Origin of the sequence: Paraperlucidibaca baekdonensis, from assembly GCF_003387535.1 — a bacterium.
GTDB lineage: Bacteria > Pseudomonadota > Gammaproteobacteria > Pseudomonadales > Moraxellaceae > Perlucidibaca > Perlucidibaca baekdonensis.
Genome location: NZ_QUNR01000003.1, coordinates 32,299 through 48,890, shown reverse-complemented (window position 1 = coordinate 48,890; position 16,592 = coordinate 32,299). Strand labels below are relative to the sequence as shown.

General features: G+C 57.7%; 18 protein-coding genes and 1 tRNA gene. 7 read left to right on the top strand and 12 right to left on the bottom strand.

The window, feature by feature from the left end:
* Positions 1 to 2: 2 nt before the first annotated feature.
* The 3 genes from tolB to DFR26_RS06780 form a co-directional block, all read right to left on the bottom strand.
* On the bottom strand, positions 3 to 1,262 hold the full coding sequence (gene tolB, locus DFR26_RS06790; RefSeq protein WP_181899011.1) for a Tol-Pal system beta propeller repeat protein TolB: 1,260 nt from the start codon (positions 1,260 to 1,262) through the stop codon (positions 3 to 5).
* Between the two features lie 129 nt (positions 1,263 to 1,391).
* Positions 1,392 to 2,054 carry a YiaD family glycine zipper/OmpA-like lipoprotein gene (locus tag DFR26_RS06785; protein ID WP_116208219.1) on the bottom strand — a complete coding sequence of 221 codons (663 nt, stop codon included), beginning with the start codon at positions 2,052 to 2,054 and terminating at the stop codon, positions 1,392 to 1,394.
* A 64-nt stretch (positions 2,055 to 2,118) separates the two neighbouring features.
* A complete protein-coding gene (locus tag DFR26_RS06780; RefSeq protein ID WP_147300277.1) occupies positions 2,119 to 2,496 on the bottom strand; it encodes a SirB2 family protein in 378 nt (125 codons plus the stop codon).
* Between the two features lie 125 nt (positions 2,497 to 2,621).
* Between DFR26_RS06780 and DFR26_RS06775 the strand changes: the two genes are divergently transcribed.
* Positions 2,622 to 3,092: a DUF1289 domain-containing protein gene (locus tag DFR26_RS06775; RefSeq protein ID WP_181899010.1), complete on the top strand. Its 471-nt coding sequence runs from the start codon at positions 2,622 to 2,624 to the stop codon at positions 3,090 to 3,092.
* Positions 3,093 to 3,173: 81 nt separating this feature from the next.
* On the opposite strand, the gene DFR26_RS06770 is transcribed toward DFR26_RS06775, so the two are convergent.
* The 4 genes from DFR26_RS06770 to DFR26_RS06755 all read right to left on the bottom strand — a co-directional run bounded on the left by DFR26_RS06770 (position 3,174) and on the right by DFR26_RS06755 (position 6,258).
* Positions 3,174 to 3,258: transfer RNA gene (locus DFR26_RS06770), tRNA-Leu, on the bottom strand.
* Positions 3,259 to 3,315: 57 nt separating this feature from the next.
* On the bottom strand, positions 3,316 to 4,539 hold the full coding sequence (locus DFR26_RS06765; RefSeq protein ID WP_116208216.1) for an NADH:flavin oxidoreductase/NADH oxidase family protein: 1,224 nt from the start codon (positions 4,537 to 4,539) through the stop codon (positions 3,316 to 3,318).
* 42 nt (positions 4,540 to 4,581) lie between these two features.
* Complete coding sequence (locus DFR26_RS06760) at positions 4,582 to 5,424, bottom strand: lysophospholipid acyltransferase family protein (RefSeq protein WP_147300276.1); 843 nt, start codon at positions 5,422 to 5,424, stop codon at positions 4,582 to 4,584.
* A gap of 12 nt (positions 5,425 to 5,436) precedes the next feature.
* Positions 5,437 to 6,258 (bottom strand): GNAT family N-acetyltransferase, encoded by an 822-nt coding sequence (locus DFR26_RS06755; RefSeq protein WP_181899009.1) that lies wholly within the window; start codon positions 6,256 to 6,258, stop codon positions 5,437 to 5,439.
* A gap of 107 nt (positions 6,259 to 6,365) precedes the next feature.
* Between DFR26_RS06755 and DFR26_RS06750 the strand changes: the two genes are divergently transcribed.
* The 6 genes from DFR26_RS06750 to DFR26_RS06725 all read left to right on the top strand — a co-directional run bounded on the left by DFR26_RS06750 (position 6,366) and on the right by DFR26_RS06725 (position 12,196).
* Positions 6,366 to 7,175, top strand: a complete 810-nt coding sequence (locus DFR26_RS06750) for a sulfite exporter TauE/SafE family protein (protein WP_116208213.1) — start codon at positions 6,366 to 6,368, stop codon at positions 7,173 to 7,175.
* 12 nt (positions 7,176 to 7,187) lie between these two features.
* Positions 7,188 to 8,267, top strand: coding sequence for a GGDEF domain-containing protein (locus tag DFR26_RS06745; RefSeq protein ID WP_116208212.1), 1,080 nt, complete (start codon positions 7,188 to 7,190; stop codon positions 8,265 to 8,267).
* 158 nt (positions 8,268 to 8,425) lie between these two features.
* Complete coding sequence (locus tag DFR26_RS06740; RefSeq protein ID WP_116208211.1) at positions 8,426 to 8,632, top strand: hypothetical protein; 207 nt, start codon at positions 8,426 to 8,428, stop codon at positions 8,630 to 8,632.
* A gap of 77 nt (positions 8,633 to 8,709) precedes the next feature.
* Positions 8,710 to 9,210 (top strand): YchJ family protein, encoded by a 501-nt coding sequence (locus DFR26_RS11270; protein ID WP_116208210.1) that lies wholly within the window; start codon positions 8,710 to 8,712, stop codon positions 9,208 to 9,210.
* A 15-nt stretch (positions 9,211 to 9,225) separates the two neighbouring features.
* The gene (locus DFR26_RS06730; protein WP_116208209.1) at positions 9,226 to 10,407 is read left to right on the top strand and encodes an acetyl-CoA C-acyltransferase; all 1,182 of its coding nucleotides are present in this window, start codon (positions 9,226 to 9,228) and stop codon (positions 10,405 to 10,407) included.
* A 130-nt stretch (positions 10,408 to 10,537) separates the two neighbouring features.
* Entirely contained in the window at positions 10,538 to 12,196 is a 1,659-nt protein-coding gene (locus DFR26_RS06725) for an FMN-binding glutamate synthase family protein (RefSeq protein WP_245953036.1), read from the top strand.
* On the opposite strand, the gene DFR26_RS06720 is transcribed toward DFR26_RS06725, so the two are convergent.
* From DFR26_RS06720 to DFR26_RS06700, 5 genes are read right to left on the bottom strand one after another with little or no spacing between them, the layout of a single operon-like run.
* Entirely contained in the window at positions 12,153 to 13,016 is an 864-nt protein-coding gene (locus DFR26_RS06720; RefSeq protein WP_116208208.1) for a TatD family hydrolase, read from the bottom strand. The genes DFR26_RS06725 and DFR26_RS06720 overlap by 44 nt on opposite strands.
* A gap of 3 nt (positions 13,017 to 13,019) precedes the next feature.
* The gene (locus tag DFR26_RS06715) at positions 13,020 to 13,799 is read right to left on the bottom strand and encodes an RsiV family protein (protein ID WP_116208207.1); all 780 of its coding nucleotides are present in this window, start codon (positions 13,797 to 13,799) and stop codon (positions 13,020 to 13,022) included.
* Complete coding sequence (locus DFR26_RS06710; protein ID WP_116208206.1) at positions 13,799 to 15,388, bottom strand: peptide chain release factor 3; 1,590 nt, start codon at positions 15,386 to 15,388, stop codon at positions 13,799 to 13,801. Before DFR26_RS06710 ends, DFR26_RS06715 begins: the two co-directional genes overlap by 1 nt.
* Before the next feature lie 27 nt (positions 15,389 to 15,415).
* Positions 15,416 to 15,838, bottom strand: coding sequence for a ribosomal protein S18-alanine N-acetyltransferase (gene rimI / locus DFR26_RS06705; protein ID WP_116208564.1), 423 nt, complete (start codon positions 15,836 to 15,838; stop codon positions 15,416 to 15,418).
* A gap of 14 nt (positions 15,839 to 15,852) precedes the next feature.
* Positions 15,853 to 16,590, bottom strand: coding sequence for a hypothetical protein (locus tag DFR26_RS06700; RefSeq protein WP_116208205.1), 738 nt, complete (start codon positions 16,588 to 16,590; stop codon positions 15,853 to 15,855).
* Positions 16,591 to 16,592 lie beyond the last annotated feature (2 nt).

Here is a 16,592-nt window from a genome sequence, read left to right as displayed (position 1 = left end):
GGTTAGTACGGTGACCAAATGGCATCGCGTTGTGAGCCCGCGCGTGCCGGCCAATGCCAGCGCTGTTTGCCATCGCGCGAGACAAAGGCAATGCGCTCACCACTGGCGCTCGACTCGGTGTAGCTGAGCAACATGCCGTTGGGCGCAAACTCTGGCGCGCTCGCCAAAGCCGCATCACTCAGCAGCCACGGCGCACGTTGCGATTCAAACAGCGCCACGCGATAACGACCATCGCCGCTATCATGCACGGTCGCCAGTGCGCCTTGGCTCGGATCTATCGCAACATGCGCATTGAAACGCCCAGCAAAGCTGACACGCTGGGTGCTGCCTGCATTTAAGTCAAGACTATAAATCTGCGCGCTGCCACTGCGATCTGAAGTAAACATCAAGGACTGGCCATCGGCTCGCCAGCGCGGCTCGGTGTCGATGGCAGCATGCTCAGTAACACGCTGAAGATCACCATCACTGAGTCGATAAACATATATATCGGTGTTACCGGCGGCGGAGAGCGCCATGGCGATGCGCTGACCATCGGGCGACCAACTCGGCGCAGCGCTGGTGCCCGTGAGGGCCGTTAGGCGGGTGCGCTCACCGCTGCGTAAATCCTGGCTATAAATAGCTGATTGGCCATCTTCGAAGCTGACATAGGCCACACGTTGACCATCGGGCGACCAGCTCGGCGACAAAATTGGACTGGCCGAATCCAGCAGTACACGTGCGCCGGCCCCGTCGCTATCGGCGATCATGAGCTGATGGCGCTCGCCCTGTGTTTGCACATAGATAATATGCCGCGACGCCACACCAGCGACGCCCACGAGCTTTTCGTAAATAGCATCACTCATATGATGCGCCACCGCCCGCCAGCGACCATTGCCTGCCTTTAACTGGCCACTGAAGATCACCTGCTGCGTGGCCGGCTCGACCACGGCATAGCTAAAATGAAAGCGCTGCGGCGCCAGCTGCTGAACAAAACCCTGCACAATATATTGCGCGATGGGCTCTTGCGCGCTCGCCTCGCTATAGGCAATAACACCCGGCTGCCAAGCGCGAACTGGCTGCTCAGCAACGCGTAAGCCGGGGCCATGCGTCAAGTCTTGACGAATAATATCGCCCAAGGCCTCGCCCGCCATTGGCCCGGAAAAATCAGCCACGCCAATAGCGATACGCCGCTCTAAAAGCTGCTGAATATGCACCGTGAGTGCGGCGGAGGCTGAGGCACTGCATGCCAGCAACACGAGCATCGATACTATTCGCCAGCGCATAGGCCACCTGAAAAAACCGCTAAACTGCATTAACGCCACTGTAGCCCGCCTGATGACAACGTGCCGACTAAGTACGCAAAAATGGCAAAAAAAACGCGCCCGAAGGCGCGCTTTTTCACATCCGATGCATTAACCACGCGGTGGATTGATGACGATTTCCACACGACGGTTTTGCGAGCGACCCGACTCATTAGCATTGCTAGCAACGGGCTGATTCATGCCATAACCAATTGCCGATACGCGGTTACCGGCAACGCCTTTATTAACCAAATAACCCGCCACTGAACTAGCGCGTTGTTGCGAGAGGTTTTGGTTGTAGTCAGCACGACCCACGTTATCGGTGTGGCCACTCACGGTAATCGATGTCTCATCGTACTCGTTCAGCACATCAGCCACGGCATCAAGCACCGGATAGAAGTCTGCACGCACGCTGGTTTGCGCGGTGGCAAAGGTGATGTTGCCGGGCATAACCAAGGTGATGATGCCGGTGTTTTTATCGCGCTGAACACCCACGCCAACGCCGGCTAGACGATCGCGCAATTTCTTTTCTTGCACGTCCATATAGACGCCGACACCACCGCCGGTCGCGCCACCAATGGCGGCGCCCTGCAAGCAACGCTCGTTGCGCTTGCCGTGTTTTGTGGTGGCAGTCGCAATGCCGCAACCAATGGCCGCGCCAATCGCTGCACCATAGGTGCCTTTGGCGACTTGGCGTTCGCCGGTGTATGGATTGGTGGTACAGCCTGCGAGTGTGGCGGCACCAGCGGCTAATGCAGCGATCAATAAGCGCATAATGAAGCTCCTAAAATAATAAGCACCTAACGACTAAACTGACGTTAGGTTGACGAGACTAACTTTAACCGAAAACGCCCATCGACGGTTTCGAGAAGGCCAAACCAAACAAGGCCAGCAGCAATAACAGGCCAAGCAAAAACGCCATCTTGCCGCGAGCTGTGCCGCGTGCACGCTGAAACGCCACCGCGCCGCACATCACAAAACCAATCAGCAACACCAGCTTCAGCAGCGCCCAACCAGGCATGGCGCCGACCTGAAAGACCATGCCAAAACCGGTAACAATCATGATCGTGGCCAGAATATGCGGGGCTATACGCAGCAGCTTGGCGGGCCGTTCGGGTTGATTGGTGAGCAAATAAAAACCGCGCCACAGATACACCAGCGCCAGCAAAACAGCGGTAAGCAAGTGCGGATGCTTAAACATTAAATAGGTATTCACGAATAATCCTCAGGCCGTCAAACGATAGGCCTCTTTGTGGCAGAGTCGCTCGCTATGTACAAGCCCAAGGCGCGCAATTTTTTGCTATGGTTTGCGCCTTAGCGAATTTTGCATGGGCTTTAGCAATGCCATTTGAGACCGTCCCCACGCCCTGCGTGGGCATCTGCTCCACCACCTACGGCGACACGGTATGCCGCGGTTGCCGGCGCTACCTGCCCGAAGTCATTGACTGGAATCGCTACTCCGCCGCCGAAAAGCGCCTGATTTGGCTACGCCTCGATGGCCTGTTGGCGCAAATTATGCCGCGCTACTTTGAGCTCACCGACCCGGCCCTGCTGCGCCAGCAACTCGACCACATGCGCCTAAGCTATCGCCTCGATGCCAGCGCCTGGACGTGGCTGCAAATACTGCTAAAAAATGCCGCTCGGCAACTCACTGACCTGAAGCCCTTTGGCGTGCGCCGCCTCGATACTTCCGCGCTGAGCATTTACGAGCTCAAAGAGCTGATGAATAGCGAGCTGCACACCTTGGCCAGTGCTTATTACGAGCGGGATTTGCTGCGCGCGCTGCAGTTTGAGGCTCAGCAAGATGCCTAAAGCATTTGCTAATAATCTAAGCCAAAAAAGCCCGCACAAGGCGGGCTTTTCGCACTTTGCTTATTGGCAAAGTAATGTAGATGGTGCGCCAGAGAGGACTTGAACCTCCACGCCTTGCGGCACCAGAACCTAAATCTGGCGTGTATACCAATTTCACCACTGGCGCAGTGGCGCGCATCATAGCAGAGCGAAACTGCCGCTGCCACGCGCGCCGAGCAAAAAATTACGAGGCGCGCAGCTTGCGTGTTTTCGCGGTGCCACGAATATTCGCCACCACGGTCGCAGCAAACGACCAGAGCGCCGATTCATTGGGCTTGGTGGCCTTGCCTTTACCCATGCGATGCAGCTGCCGCGTATACCACGACACCTCCATAATCGCCATGCGATCGACCATGCCAATGCCGGTGGTAATGGGCTTCACGCGGTGCAAAGTCTCTTGGCCGGCGAGTAAGCGATTGGCGGCATCGGGCTCAATAGCCAAGGGCCGACCGAGGCCAATGACATCGAGCGCACCCGAGGCCAGCGCCGAGTTCATGGCTTCTAGTGTGCGGAAGCCGCCGGTGACCATCAGCGGTGTGCTGATGTGTTTGCGCACGGTCTCGGCAAAGCTTAGGAAGTAGGCCTCACGCGCCATGGTCGAGGCTTTAGCGCCCGTCATGGCCGGCGCTTCATAAGTGCCGCCAGAAATTTCGATCAAGTCGATGCCGGCATCGGCCAAGGCCTGGATGGTCGCCAGCGACTCATCCTCAGTAAAGCCGCCGCGCTGAAAGTCCGCTGAATTGAGCTTGATGCCAATCGGGAAATCCGCACCGACCGCCGCACGCATGGCGGCATACAGCTCCAACACAAAGCGCCGGCGCTTCTCTGGCGTACCGCCCCAACCATCCTCACGAATATTGTGGCGTGGGGATAAAAACTGGCTGACTAAATAACCATGCGCGCCATGGATTTGCACACCGGCAAAACCGGCTTTTTTGGCAATGCCGGCGGCCGTAGCAAAGCGCGAAATGGTGTCGAGAATCTCGGCCTCAGTCATCGCACGCGGGGTGGCAAAAAACGACTGCATCTCTTTCTTAAACGGAATCGCCGAGGGCGAGATGTTTTCGCGATTTAAACCCTTCGGCGATTGCTTGCCCGGATGGTTAAGCTGCACCCAAATGGCCGTGCCAAACTCGCGCCCCGCACTCGCCCATTGCTGCAGCAGCGGCAGGTCACGCTCGTCTTCAATGACCACATTGCCGGGCTCGCCCAAATAACGACGATCAACCATCACATTGCCCGTCATCAGCAAGCCAGTACCACCGGCTGACCAACGCTGATACAAGCGCACCAAGGCCGGCGTGACGCGGTTGTCCATGGTGCCCATGGCCTCGCTGAGTGCCGACTTCGCTAGGCGATTGGGCAGGATGGCGCCGTTGGGCAGCGTGAGAGTTTGCGCTAAAGACATGATCGGGCTCCGAAAATTTGAGCCCGAGTATAGACCGATGTATTAGGCGCTGCGAACGGCCGGCAAACCAACACGGCTGGGAATGTCGGCGTCGCCATGCAAAGCAATCAGCGCCTCAGCCATGGCCATCTCACAGGCTAATGACAGCGCACGCGCATCGCGGCCCGCCACGGCTTGCACTGGCAAGAATTTCACATCGACACGGATGCGCTCGCCCGCCAGCACATTGAGCAGATGCGGCACGAGGTCATCATCGCCAATAAACGGCGCCAGTGGGTGTAGCTGCTGGCCTTGGCGATAGCAAATAATCACCGGCTGCACGCGGCAATCGGTGTCGCTGGCTACGGCAAACAGCTGCGGGAAAAAGCGCTGCACGCGATGGCCATCGGTGGTGGTGGCCTCCGGAAAAAACAGCACGCTGCGGTGAGCGTTTAAGGCCGACTTCATGGTCTGTTGCACGCGCACCACATCGCCCGAGCCGCGCTGAATAAACAACGTGCCCGAGGCCTGCGCGAGGCGGCCAATCAATGGCCATTTAGCAACCTCGGCTTTCGACAAAAAATCCACCGGCGAGATGCCGCCGAGCACGGGAATGTCCATCCACGAGACATGGTTGCTGACCCATAGACTCACGCCGTCTACGGGTGCGCCCTGCACGCTGACCTCAAGGTTTAAGCGCGAAGCTAGGCCGCTGAGCCACCACCGCACAATGGGGCGATGCCAAGCTTTCGGGCGCATAAAAAACATGCCGGTGAGCAAGGCGGTGAGGCAGCCTGAGATCAGGTGTGCGCCTATGCGCAGTAAGCGCCAAATCAGACGCAGCGAGAGGTCGGGGTTTTGCATCACGGCGGGGTGCTCGCGTTTACTTCGGGGCGTTCGGCTCACGGCATCCTACATTTAGGCGGTCTTTAAGAACCGTTGAGCATACCGCCCTGCCATCGCTTGTACATCTAATAATATGAATACGTCGGCACAGTTGAACTCAGGGTCCCAGCAAGCCTCGCCGCCAATTTGGCAGCCCATGCGCAAATACGCTTTCAGCAATGGCGGCACAGTGACACTACCGGCCGCCGCGCTAGACAGCACAATTTCACGGGTCGGGCTAACGCGTAACTCATTGGCAACGAAATGCTTTTCGCGCAAGGTCGGCATCACGCTAGCTAAGGTCGTGCCGCCATCGGCGAGGCTGATGCTGGCGCAGCCGATGAGATAGCTAAAACCCTCGCGCATCAGGTAATCGGCCAGGAATGACCAAAGCACGGTAATCGCGCCACCCGAGCGATAATCGGGGTGCACGCAGGTGCGGCCAATTTCCAAGATACGCCCGGGCAGATGCTCTAGCGCCGAGACATCGAACTCATTGGCTGAATAAAAGCCACCCGCGAGTCGTGCCTGCTCTTGGCTGAGTATGCGTGTGGTGGCCACCAAGCGGTTATTGGCTCGGTCAAACACCGTGATGTGGCGGCAAAACAGGTCGTAATGGTCATTGTCGAGACCATCAAAGGCGACGCCATATTCTTGGCCAAAGACCTCAGCGCGTAGAGTTTGCGCCGCGCCTAGTGCCTCGGGGGTATCGGCGAAGCAAGCTTCTAGGATAGGCTTCTGCCGGGTAACTTCCGGTGCTGATTGTTTGTGCGCTTTGGCTTTCTTAAACGGCTTAACGTTGAAGTGGCGCAACAGTGACATGGGTTGCAAATCAGCTGGGCGGCGGGCATTCATGGGTCGGCTCTTTAAGGTCGTTTTCATGCACGCAGTGTCATTAATCACGGTGTCGCCCAGATGACAAAACAATGACAATTTCGTGACAGCTCGCCGTAGGAATTTGCATGGATATCTCGTTCAGCGCCCTCGCGCTCTACGCCGCCACCGGCGTATTTTCAGGCTTTCTCGCCGGACTCTTAGGCATCGGTGGCGGCATGATTATTGTGCCGGCGCTGCTCTGGAGTTTTCATCTGCAAGGCATTAGCAGTGATGTTTCCACGCACATGGCCGTGGGTACATCACTGGCGTCGATTTTGCTGACCTCCATCAGCTCGGTGCGCACGCATCATCAGCACGGCAATGTTGATTGGCCACTGATGGCCAAGCTCTCGATTGGCCTGATGCTCGGCTCGTGGCTGGGCGCGCAGATTGCCCATGCGCTGCCGGCGCGGGCGCTGCAAATCATCATTGCCGTGTTTGCCTTGTGGACGGGTCAGCATCTGTTGCGCGGGCGTAAAGCGCAGGCTCACGATCGGCCGCTGCCGGGGCGTGCGGGACTGATCGGCGCGGGCAGCGTGATTGGCACAGCATCGGCGATTTTTGGCATTGGTGGTGGCAGCTTGACCGTGCCCTTTTTGGTGCATCATGGCCTGCGCATGCAGCGCGCCGTGGGCTCGGCGGCGGCCGGCGGCTTTCCCATCGCGCTCGCTGGCAGCCTCGGCTTTTTAGTCGCCGGATGGTCTGAGCCCGGCCTGCCTGCTGGCAGCAGTGGCTATATTTATTGGCCCGCGCTCATCGGCTTGAGCATCACCAGCTTGATCTTCGCCAGCCTTGGCGCCCATGCCGCGCAACGCCTACCCGCCGCGCAACTCAAACGCTTATTTGGCATACTCTTGCTGGCTGTTGGGGTGCAATTTCTCTTTGGTATTCATTAATTTTAGGCTTTTATGACCCAACCCATTGCCACACATGCGCTGATTGGTCGCCACGACCCCGCTCTCAATAGCCGCGTCTATTGCTCCCCCGAACAACAAGCATTGCGCTTCGGCTTGGCGCTGTTATTAGCTATTTATGCCTACAGCGTGGCGGCCTCCTTGCCGGCACCGCAAGGGGCTTTTATCGTGGTGCCATCGGCCTATGCGCTGCTGCACGCTATTTTTGGTTTGATCGAAGAGCGCCGCGGCAGCTCTCCCGCGCTGAGCGCCTGCATGAGCACCACGGATGTCTTGCTGCTGATGCCGGCGCTCTGGTTTGACCCCCTGCCTAGCACCCCAACACTCTTGCTCGTGGGCTTATTTTTTGGACTGGCCAGCTTGCGCCATCGCCGCGACACCTTGCTGCGCCTGACCTTACTCATGGTGCTGCTGGCCACAGCCACACTGCTGCTACGCAGCTATTTCATGCCGCTAATGAGCTACTTGCCACTGCTGGCCAGCGCGAGCATCGCCAGCATACTCATCGGCTTAATTTTAGTGTTCCGCCAACACACCGTGGCTCTCGGCGAGCTCGCCGATTTAGCACCGCATAACGACCCCGACACTGGCCTCGCCACACGCACCTCGCTGTATGCCGTGGCGCGTTTGCTGTGGCCATTAGCGCATCGGCAAAATATGCCGGTGTCGTTGCTCTATGCCGTGATTGATCCAACGTCAGCCGCCAGCACGCCCGATCAGCGCAAGCAAGCAACACAAACGCTGGCGCGAGCCATGGCCGATGTCGCGCAAACGCAACTGCGTGGCAGTGACATTTTGGTGCGCTACGACGCATTGCATTTTGTCTTTGTCTTGCTCGACTGCCCACACGCCCAAGCCGATGCCGTGGCGCTGCGCTTGCAACGGGCATTTGATGAAGCCATTGCCACGCAGATGACGGCGGCCCAATTGCACATCAGCGCAACGTGGCTGCCCACACTGCCGCTGGCTCTTGATCCCATGCTCAACGCCATGCAAGAGGCGCTAGAACGTGCGCGTTTACGTGGCCAAGCGCAGCAAGGGGCGGCCTATACAGACCCCGATACACTGCGTTAATTATTCTGCAAAAAAGCTTAAAAATTCCGCAGAACGCTAGATGCAAAGGCGTTTGCGCGGTGCTATGATGCGCGGGCTTTAAGCCATCAACCGCTGCCGCAACAGCCTGATAGGTCGAGAGCGCTCGAATTCGTTGTTCAAACCTGAGAGATCTGATCATGCAAATCAAAAAAGTTGCTATTTTAGCCGCCGTTGCCGCCACACTAGCTATCGCTGGTTGCGCTAAGAAAGAAGAAGCTGCACCAATGGAAGCGCCAGCTGTTGAAGAAGCTGCTGCACCAGTGGTTGAAGAAGCTGAAGCAATGGCCGAAGAAGCAGCTCCAGTTGCTGAAGAAGCACCAGCTGAAGAAGCGGCCGCTCAGTAATGCGGTGAGGCTCACGCCTCATGAAAAAGGGGTGCATTATGCACCCCTTTTTTTATGCCTGAATTTTGGAGAAACTCATGTCTTGCCCTTGCGGTTCCTCAGTAGCACTTGATCAATGCTGCGCCCCCATTATTGCGGGCACAACGCCCGCTCCTAGCGCTGAAGCCATGATGCGGGCGCGCTACACCGCCTATACCCAGCACAATATCGATTTCATCATGGCCTCCACGCACCCCGATGGCCGCGCCGATAGCGACATCGATGCCATGCGCGCCTGGGCTGAAGGTGCCGACTGGCAGGGTCTTGAGATCGTGCAAGTGGAAGCTGGCGGCGACCAAGATCGTAAGGGTCTGGTAGAATTCAAAGCACATTACCAAGTCGGCGGCGTGAAGCATCATCATCACGAAGTCTCAGGCTTTGTACAGACTGATGCCGGCTGGCAATTTCGCGATGGCGAAGTGCTGCACAGTGGGCCCTCGGAAAAGCCCAAACCCGTGGTCAATGAACTGAAAGTTGGCCGAAACGACCCCTGCCATTGCGGCAGTGGCAAAAAATTTAAGAAGTGCCACGGCGCTTAAACCTTGGAGACACAGATGAGCCACGATCCTATTGTTATTGTTAATGGTGCGCGCACGCCCATGGGCGGTTTTCAAGGCAGCCTAGGCAGCGTGATTGCGACCGACCTCGGCGCCATTGCCATTCGTGAAGCCTTGAGCCGTGCCGGTGTGGCCGCCGACCAAGTGCAAGAAGTCATCATGGGCTGTGTGCTGCCTGCTGGCCTGAAGCAAGGCCCGGCACGCCAAGCCGCACTCAATGCCGGCATCCCTGCTGCCGCCGGTGCCACCACCATCAATAAACTCTGCGGCTCAGGCATGAAAGCCACCATGATGGCGCACGACGCGATTGCTGCGGGCACTAACGAGATCATGGTGTCAGGCGGCATGGAATCGATGAGCAACGCGCCATACATCCTGCCGAAAGCGCGTGGCGGCTACCGCATGGGCCATGGTCAAGTCATGGACCACATGTTTTTAGATGGTCTCGAAGATGCCCGCAGCGGCCGCTTAATGGGCTCCTTTGCGCAAGACATGGCGACCACGCTGGGCTTAACGCGTGAGGCCATGGATGACTTCGCCGTGGAATCGCTGCGTCGTGCCAATGCGGCCATTGCCAATGGCGACTTCAAAGCCGAAATCGTGCCAGTGCCGGTGAAAACTCGCAAAGGCGAAGTCTTAGTCGACACCGATGAGCAGCCCGGCAATGCCAAGCCTGAGAAAATTCCCACGCTAAAAGCCGCGTTTGCCAAAGATGGCACCATCACCGCCGCCAACGCCTCGTCGATCTCCGACGGCGCCTCGGCCTTGGTACTGATGAAGGCCAGCAAGGCCGCCGAATTAGGCCTTAAGCCATTAGCGCGCATTGTCGGTCATGCCACGCAATCGCAAGACCCTAGCGAATTCACCATTGCCCCCGTGGGCGCGCTGACCACGCTATTTGCGAAAACCGGCTGGACTGCCGACTCGGTGGACTTGTATGAGATCAACGAAGCCTTTGCCATGGTGACCATGGCGGCGATGATCAAACACAACCTGCCGCATGAAAAGGTCAATGTCTACGGCGGCGCCTGCGCCCTTGGCCATCCCGTGGGCTCGACCGGCTCACGCATCATCCTGACCTTGATTCACGCGCTCAAGCAACACGGCAAGACCCGTGGTGTGGCAGGTCTGTGCATCGGTGGCGGTGAAGCTACGGCCATGGCTTTAGAGATTATCTAAGGTGTGAGATCAAGCGCCGGGCATCTCGGCGCTGATTTCCGACTAAGCGCGAAGACGGGTACCTAATCGGTACAAGTCTTCGCGCTTTTTTCTGCTAGCGTAGAAAGATCTCGCTTTGCAGGATGCCAATATGCACTTTCTTCGCGCCATCATGCCATTTCGCTATTTGGCTTGGCTGCTCAGTGGCTTAGGTTTTGTCGCCTCGCTGCTGCTGTTTTGGCTCTACCCGCTCATCGGCACCACACCGCTATTGGTGTTGGGTGGTTTGACGCTACTCGGCACACTCGATTTTGTGCAGAAAAAGCAGGCTATTCGCCGAAATTACCCGATTTTGGCGCATTTTCGTTTCTTATTTGAATCTATACGGCCGGAGATTCGTCAGTACTTTTTAGAGTCCGATACCGAGGAAATTCCATTTTCCCGGGCGCAGCGCAACTTGGTCTATCAGCGCGCCAAAAATGTCGTGGATAAACGCGCTTACGGCACACTCGCCAACGTCTATGGCGACGATTACGAATGGATCAATCACTCCATTCACACCAAGCACATCAAAGACACTGACTTCCGCGTCATGATCGGTGAGGGCCAATGCGCCAAACCCTATTCGCTATCGCTCTACAATATCTCGGCCATGAGCTATGGCTCGCTCTCCGCCAATGCCATTTTGGCGCTCAATAAAGGCGCCAAGCTCGGCAACTTTGCCCACGACACCGGCGAGGGTTCGATCAGCCGCTATCACCGCGAGCCCGGCGGCGACTTGATCTGGGAAATTGGCAGTGGCTATTTTGGCTGCCGCCATGACGATGGCAGCTTTAGCGCCGAGCGCTTCATTGAAGGCGCCACCTCACCGCAAGTGAAAATGATCGAGATCAAGCTCAGCCAAGGCGCCAAACCTGGGCATGGCGGCATCTTGCCGGCGGCGAAAGTGACACCCGAGATTGCCGAGGCGCGCGGCGTGCCGGTGGGCGTGGATTGCGTCTCGCCATCGAGCCATTCGGCTTTTAGCACACCCATCGAGCTGATGGCGTTTATTGCGCAGCTGCGTCTGTTATCGGGGGGCAAGCCGGTGGGCATCAAGCTCTGCATTGGCCACCCATGGGAATTTTTTGCCATTTGCAAGGCCATGATCAAGACCAATATTACGCCGGACTATATTGTCATTGATGGCGCGGAGGGCGGCACGGCGGCAGCCCCAGCCGAGTTTACTGACCACCTCGGCACGCCCATGCATGAGGGCTTGGTGCTTGCTCACAACACCTTGGTGGGCTTAGGCCTGCGTGATCGCGTGAAGCTCGGGGCCGCTGGGAAAATCATCTCAGGCTTTGATATTGCTCGAACCTTGGCGCTCGGCGCCGACTGGTGCAACTCGGGGCGTGGATTTATGTTTGCGCTTGGCTGCCTGATGGCAAAAACCTGTCATACCGGCCGCTGCCCGACCGGCGTGGCCACGCAAAGCTGGTTGCGCCAACGCGCGCTCGACCCCGAAGACAAAGGTAATCGCGTGTACTATTTTCATCACAACACGCTCAAGGCCCTCGGCGAAATTGCCGGCGCCGCGGGCTTAACGCACCCCAATCAGCTGCGGCCGCACCATATTGTTCGGCGTGTATCGGTCAATGAAGTCGCGCTCGTCTCCGCGTTGGTGCCGTATTTGCAGCCCGGCGAGCTGCTGCAACATTGCCCGCAGCACCGGGTCTATCAACTGTTTTGGAAGATGTCACAGGCGGAGAGTTTTGATCCGGTCATCACGCCCGCTGAGGTGAAGAAAACGGTGCCAGCGGTAGATTAAAGGTGCGCTGGGTATTAGCCCAAAACGCGCGCGCTAATACCTCGGGCGACTCGGGCCGTAACTGGCAGAACGTCTCAAAAACCGCGGGCAAATACGCCGGGCTATTACGCACTCGCTCGCCGACTTGGCGCACGCGGCCATCGGCATGATGATCACGATATGACCACGGCACCATGTCCGGCGCATCCGTCTCTATGAGCAAATGCGTCAGGTCGATCCGCGTGGCAATCTCCCGCAAACGGCGCGCTTGTGGATAGGTCAGCGCGCCACCCAGCCCGAGCACAAAGCCATGAGCAATATAACGCCGTGCTTCCTCAAGGCTTCCTGAAAACGCGTGCACCACACCACCCCGCCGAAATCCCACACGCTGAATGCAGCGCATAATCTCCGCATGTGCACGACGCGCATGAATGATCACTGGCTTGTCATGCTGCTGAGCTAGCACCAGTTGCTGCTCAAAAAACTGCTGTTGCTTACGCCACAACGCCGGCGTGATCAGCGCCGCCTCATAGCGGTCCAAGCCAATCTCGCCCACCGCCACCAGCTCAGAGTCATCACGCAAATGCATCGCTAATGTATCGAGATCAGCGTCGGTATGTTCAGCAATAAATAGCGGATGCAAGCCGCAGGCAGGCCACAAGTGCAGGGCGCTGGCCGAGCGACACTGCGCCAATAACGTCGGCCATGAATGCGCATGCGTGCCCGGCACCACAATGCCCTGCACACCCTGGCTCAACGCGGCAAGCATGACCTGCTCGCGGTCGCCGTCAAACGCTAGCGCGTCGAGATGACAGTGGCTATCGAGTAGCGGCCACTGCATGGTTTAGCGCTCGAGCAGGTACTCACGGCGCAGCACATCCTGCAGGCGCTCGTAAGCAATGCTAATCAGCGGCGAGCCCATGGAGTACGGCCCAATGGCATACGGGTCGTATTGCAGCTGCAGGGCGTCGGGCGTGAGCAAAAAAGTCGATGTGGGAACAAATGGCCAGCCATCGAAACTGGCGGGATCGTCCTGTGCATTAATCCATTGCTCATGCGCGCGGCGAGCGATTTGCCAAAATTGAGATTCGCGCTCGGGCTGAATAATATCGCTCAAGCTCAGCACTTGATTGGTCGCCCGATCAAAATTCAAGGTGCTGATAGTGGTCATGCCGTGCGCGCCGCCGGTGTAGCTGTAGGCGACAACTTCGATCACCGACACATCGCCCAAACCGGGGATCATATTGACCTTAAAAATCTGCTCCCAAGGCTCTTGCGCCTCCATGGCATCGCGTAAAAACTCACGGCCCTGACGGGTAAGCGCCGACTTGGTGGAGTCAGCCTCGGGAGCGCTGACATGATCGAGCACTAAGCGGTTCAGCGCAGGCTGCTGCGGAAACTCCAGCCAGTCCGCCTCAAAGCGCGCGCAACGATCATCACAGCCGGTGGTGTCTTTTAAGGTGAAACGAATCGCGCGCGCTTGTAGCTCAGCAGGCGCTGCCGTGGTGGCGGGCGGCGGCGCTGGTGGCGTGACAACATCGATCGCGGGGGCGGCAGGCTCTGGGCTACGTTCGCAGCCCACTAGGCTCAGCAATAATGCAATCGGCAAAAGCAAACGTGTCATCAGTGCTCTCGGGTTGGCGAAAAAATAATATCGGGATAGCGCTCTTGCATGATCTGTAAGTTCACGCGCGAGGGGGCCAAATAGGTCAAATGCCCACCGCCATCGAGCGAGAGTTGATCGTGCGCTTTCTTCTTAAACTCATTGAGTTTGCGCTCATCGGCACATTGAATCCAACGCACGGTGGCCACGTTGACCGGCTCGTAGACACACTCCACTTTGTATTCCTCCTTCAGGCGAAAGGCCACCACATCAAACTGCAGCACGCCCACTGCGCCCAAGATCAAATCGTTATTGATTTGCGGCATAAAGACTTGTGTTGCGCCCTCTTCCGATAACTCCTTCAAGCCCTTTTGCAGCTGCTTACTTTTTAACGGATCGCGCAGGCGCACGCGGCGAAACATCTCCGGTGCAAAGTGCGGAATCCCTAAAAATTGCAGGGTTTCGTTCTCGGTAAAAGTGTCACCAATTTGAATGGTGCCGTGGTTGTGTAGGCCGATAATATCACCCGGCCAGGCCTCTTCCAGATGCGCACGCTCGCCTGCTAAAAAGGTTAATGCATCGGCTACGCGCACTTCTTTGCCAAGGCGCACATGCTGCATCTTCACGCCCTTTTGATAACGCCCCGAGCAGATGCGCAAAAACGCAATGCGGTCGCGATGCTTAGGGTCCATATTGGCCTGAATCTTAAACACAAAGCCCGAAAAGCCCGGCTCAGTCGGCTCAACCACGCGTTGCGCAGCTTGTCGCGCCAATGGCGTTGGCGCCCAATCGACAAAGCCCGAGAGCACATGATTGACACCAAAATTACCCAGCGCCGTGCCAAAAAATACCGGCGTTTGTTTGCCTGCGCGAAACAGCGCTAAGTCAAAACTGTGGCTGGCACCCTGCACTAATTCGAGCATGTCGCGCAGCTCAGCGGCCTGATCACCAAGGATGGCATCAGCCTCGGGATTATTCAGGCCATCAATACAGCGATCAGGGATAATTTCGTGGCCATGACCTTGGCTAAAGAGATAAAAACGGTCTTCCACTAAATGGTAGACGCCCTTGAAATCACGACCGGCACCAATGGGCCACGTAATCGGCGCACACTCAATGCCGAGCACCGACTCGATCTCATCGAGCAGCTCAATGGGGTCGCGAATCTCGCGGTCGAGCTTGTTGACAAACGAGACAATCGGCGTGTCGCGCAGGCGGCAGACTTCCATCAGTTTGATGGTGCGATCTTCCACACCTTTAGCGCCATCGATGACCATCAGCGCCGAATCCACAGCGGTCAGCGTGCGATAGGTGTCTTCAGAGAAGTCTTCGTGACCGGGCGTGTCGAGCAGATTGATGGTGGCATCGCGGTAGGGAAACTGCATGACCGAGGTCGTGATGGAAATGCCGCGCTGCTGCTCCATGGCCATCCAATCTGATGCCGCATGGCGGTCGGATTTGCGCGACTTCACGGTGCCAGCCACCTGAATGGCCTTACCCCAAAGCAGCAGCTTTTCGGTGATGGTGGTTTTGCCGGCATCGGGGTGAGAGATAATGGCAAATGTGCGGCGCGAGGCGACCTCGGCGGCAAGTTGTTCGGTGAAGCTCATGGGCGTGTGTTCGCTCGAAAAATTCAGCTACACAGTATACGCCATCAGCACCGCATCCTCACTGCCCTGCGCATCGCGATAGTAGTTGCGACGCAGGCCCATTTCATTAAAACCGAGTGAACTGTAGAGCGCAATGGCCGCGCTGTTTGATGCCCGCACCTCAAGAAACCAGTGCGCAATATCGGCGGGCATGGCCTCGCTGAGCAGATGTTGCATAAGCTGGCGGCCATAGCCTTTGCCGCGCCGCGTCGGCTCGATGGCAATGTCTAACAGGTGGGCTTCATCGAGAATTTTTTGCACAAAAGCAAAGCCCAGTACAGTCATCTGAGCATCTAACATAACCACGCTGCGATGCGCCGCTAAAGATTCCTCAAGGCCACGAAGCGGCCACGGGCTGGGATGCGAGTGCTGCTCAATCGCCAACACGGCCGGCAAATCGGCAGGTGTCATTGTGCGAAATGAAATCACCCCCGTGTCTCAGCGAGCGTCACCATCAGGGCTTTTTTGCGCATCGGCTCAGCCAATAACGTCGACAAGCTCGGGAAGCATTGATGCGGTAACGAGACGAACTGGCTCAGCGCCTCACCAAACACAACGTGCGTTTTAGACTCAGGGCACTGCGTCGCTAACCAGCCCGCTAGCGCCTCGCGAGCGGCCGTGGTGGTTGCCGCCAAGCCGGGAATTGGCCAATGAAATTGTGCCGCGTGATTGGCCTGCGCCTGCCAGCCGTAGGCTCGGCAAATGGCTTGCCACAGCTGTGCCTCGGCGCCCTCAAGCGCTGGCATATTATCGAGATCCACGAGCGCCAGCTCAGTGGCATTGAGCGCGATTAAGGTCAGACTAAAGCGCGCCGTCGTGGGCGCGGCATGAGCCATTGGCGACGTATCAACAGCCGCTGGCTCTGGCACACGCTGAGCAAATACGGTTGCCGAAGCAGTGGCTGGCGCACTGGTCCGCAGGGCCTCGCGGGCAGCACGAGCCGCATCGGGCAACGCGACCGGCTCGGCAGTTGACGTGGTGATGGGTGACGGCACATGTGCCACAGCAGCGCTTGGCGAGACCACAGCAGCCGGCTCATTGACCGGCGCTTGCCACGGCTCCGAGGCCGCCGCACCCGGCAACACCTCGCGTGACCACAGCAAATCCAGACCCAAGGCCTGCAAGTACGCGCGCCGACGCGGCTCAGCCAAAGCCTGTTGCATGC

Bases quoted from the DNA above. Each gene is read 5' to 3' on its own strand.
- DFR26_RS06720 (WP_116208208.1), bottom strand. From the start codon at position 13,016: ATGCAGTGGCCGCTACTCGATAGCCACTGTCATCTCGACGCGCTAGCG.
- DFR26_RS06700 (WP_116208205.1), bottom strand. From the start codon at position 16,590: ATGCAACAGGCTTTGGCTGAGCCGCGTCGGCGCGCGTACTTGCAGGCC.
- DFR26_RS06730 (WP_116208209.1), top strand. From the start codon at position 9,226: ATGAGCCACGATCCTATTGTTATTGTTAATGGTGCGCGCACGCCCATG.
- DFR26_RS06775 (WP_181899010.1), top strand. From the start codon at position 2,622: ATGCCATTTGAGACCGTCCCCACGCCCTGCGTGGGCATCTGCTCCACC.
- DFR26_RS06710 (WP_116208206.1), bottom strand. From the start codon at position 15,388: ATGAGCTTCACCGAACAACTTGCCGCCGAGGTCGCCTCGCGCCGCACA.
- rimI (WP_116208564.1), bottom strand. From the start codon at position 15,838: ATGACACCTGCCGATTTGCCGGCCGTGTTGGCGATTGAGCAGCACTCG.
- tolB (WP_181899011.1), bottom strand. From the start codon at position 1,262: ATGCGCTGGCGAATAGTATCGATGCTCGTGTTGCTGGCATGCAGTGCC.
- DFR26_RS06765 (WP_116208216.1), bottom strand. From the start codon at position 4,539: ATGTCTTTAGCGCAAACTCTCACGCTGCCCAACGGCGCCATCCTGCCC.
- DFR26_RS06725 (WP_245953036.1), top strand. From the start codon at position 10,538: ATGCACTTTCTTCGCGCCATCATGCCATTTCGCTATTTGGCTTGGCTG.
- DFR26_RS06750 (WP_116208213.1), top strand. From the start codon at position 6,366: ATGGATATCTCGTTCAGCGCCCTCGCGCTCTACGCCGCCACCGGCGTA.
- DFR26_RS06740 (WP_116208211.1), top strand. From the start codon at position 8,426: ATGCAAATCAAAAAAGTTGCTATTTTAGCCGCCGTTGCCGCCACACTA.
- DFR26_RS11270 (WP_116208210.1), top strand. From the start codon at position 8,710: ATGTCTTGCCCTTGCGGTTCCTCAGTAGCACTTGATCAATGCTGCGCC.
- DFR26_RS06715 (WP_116208207.1), bottom strand. From the start codon at position 13,799: ATGACACGTTTGCTTTTGCCGATTGCATTATTGCTGAGCCTAGTGGGC.
- DFR26_RS06745 (WP_116208212.1), top strand. From the start codon at position 7,188: ATGACCCAACCCATTGCCACACATGCGCTGATTGGTCGCCACGACCCC.
- DFR26_RS06785 (WP_116208219.1), bottom strand. From the start codon at position 2,054: ATGCGCTTATTGATCGCTGCATTAGCCGCTGGTGCCGCCACACTCGCA.
- DFR26_RS06755 (WP_181899009.1), bottom strand. From the start codon at position 6,258: ATGAATGCCCGCCGCCCAGCTGATTTGCAACCCATGTCACTGTTGCGC.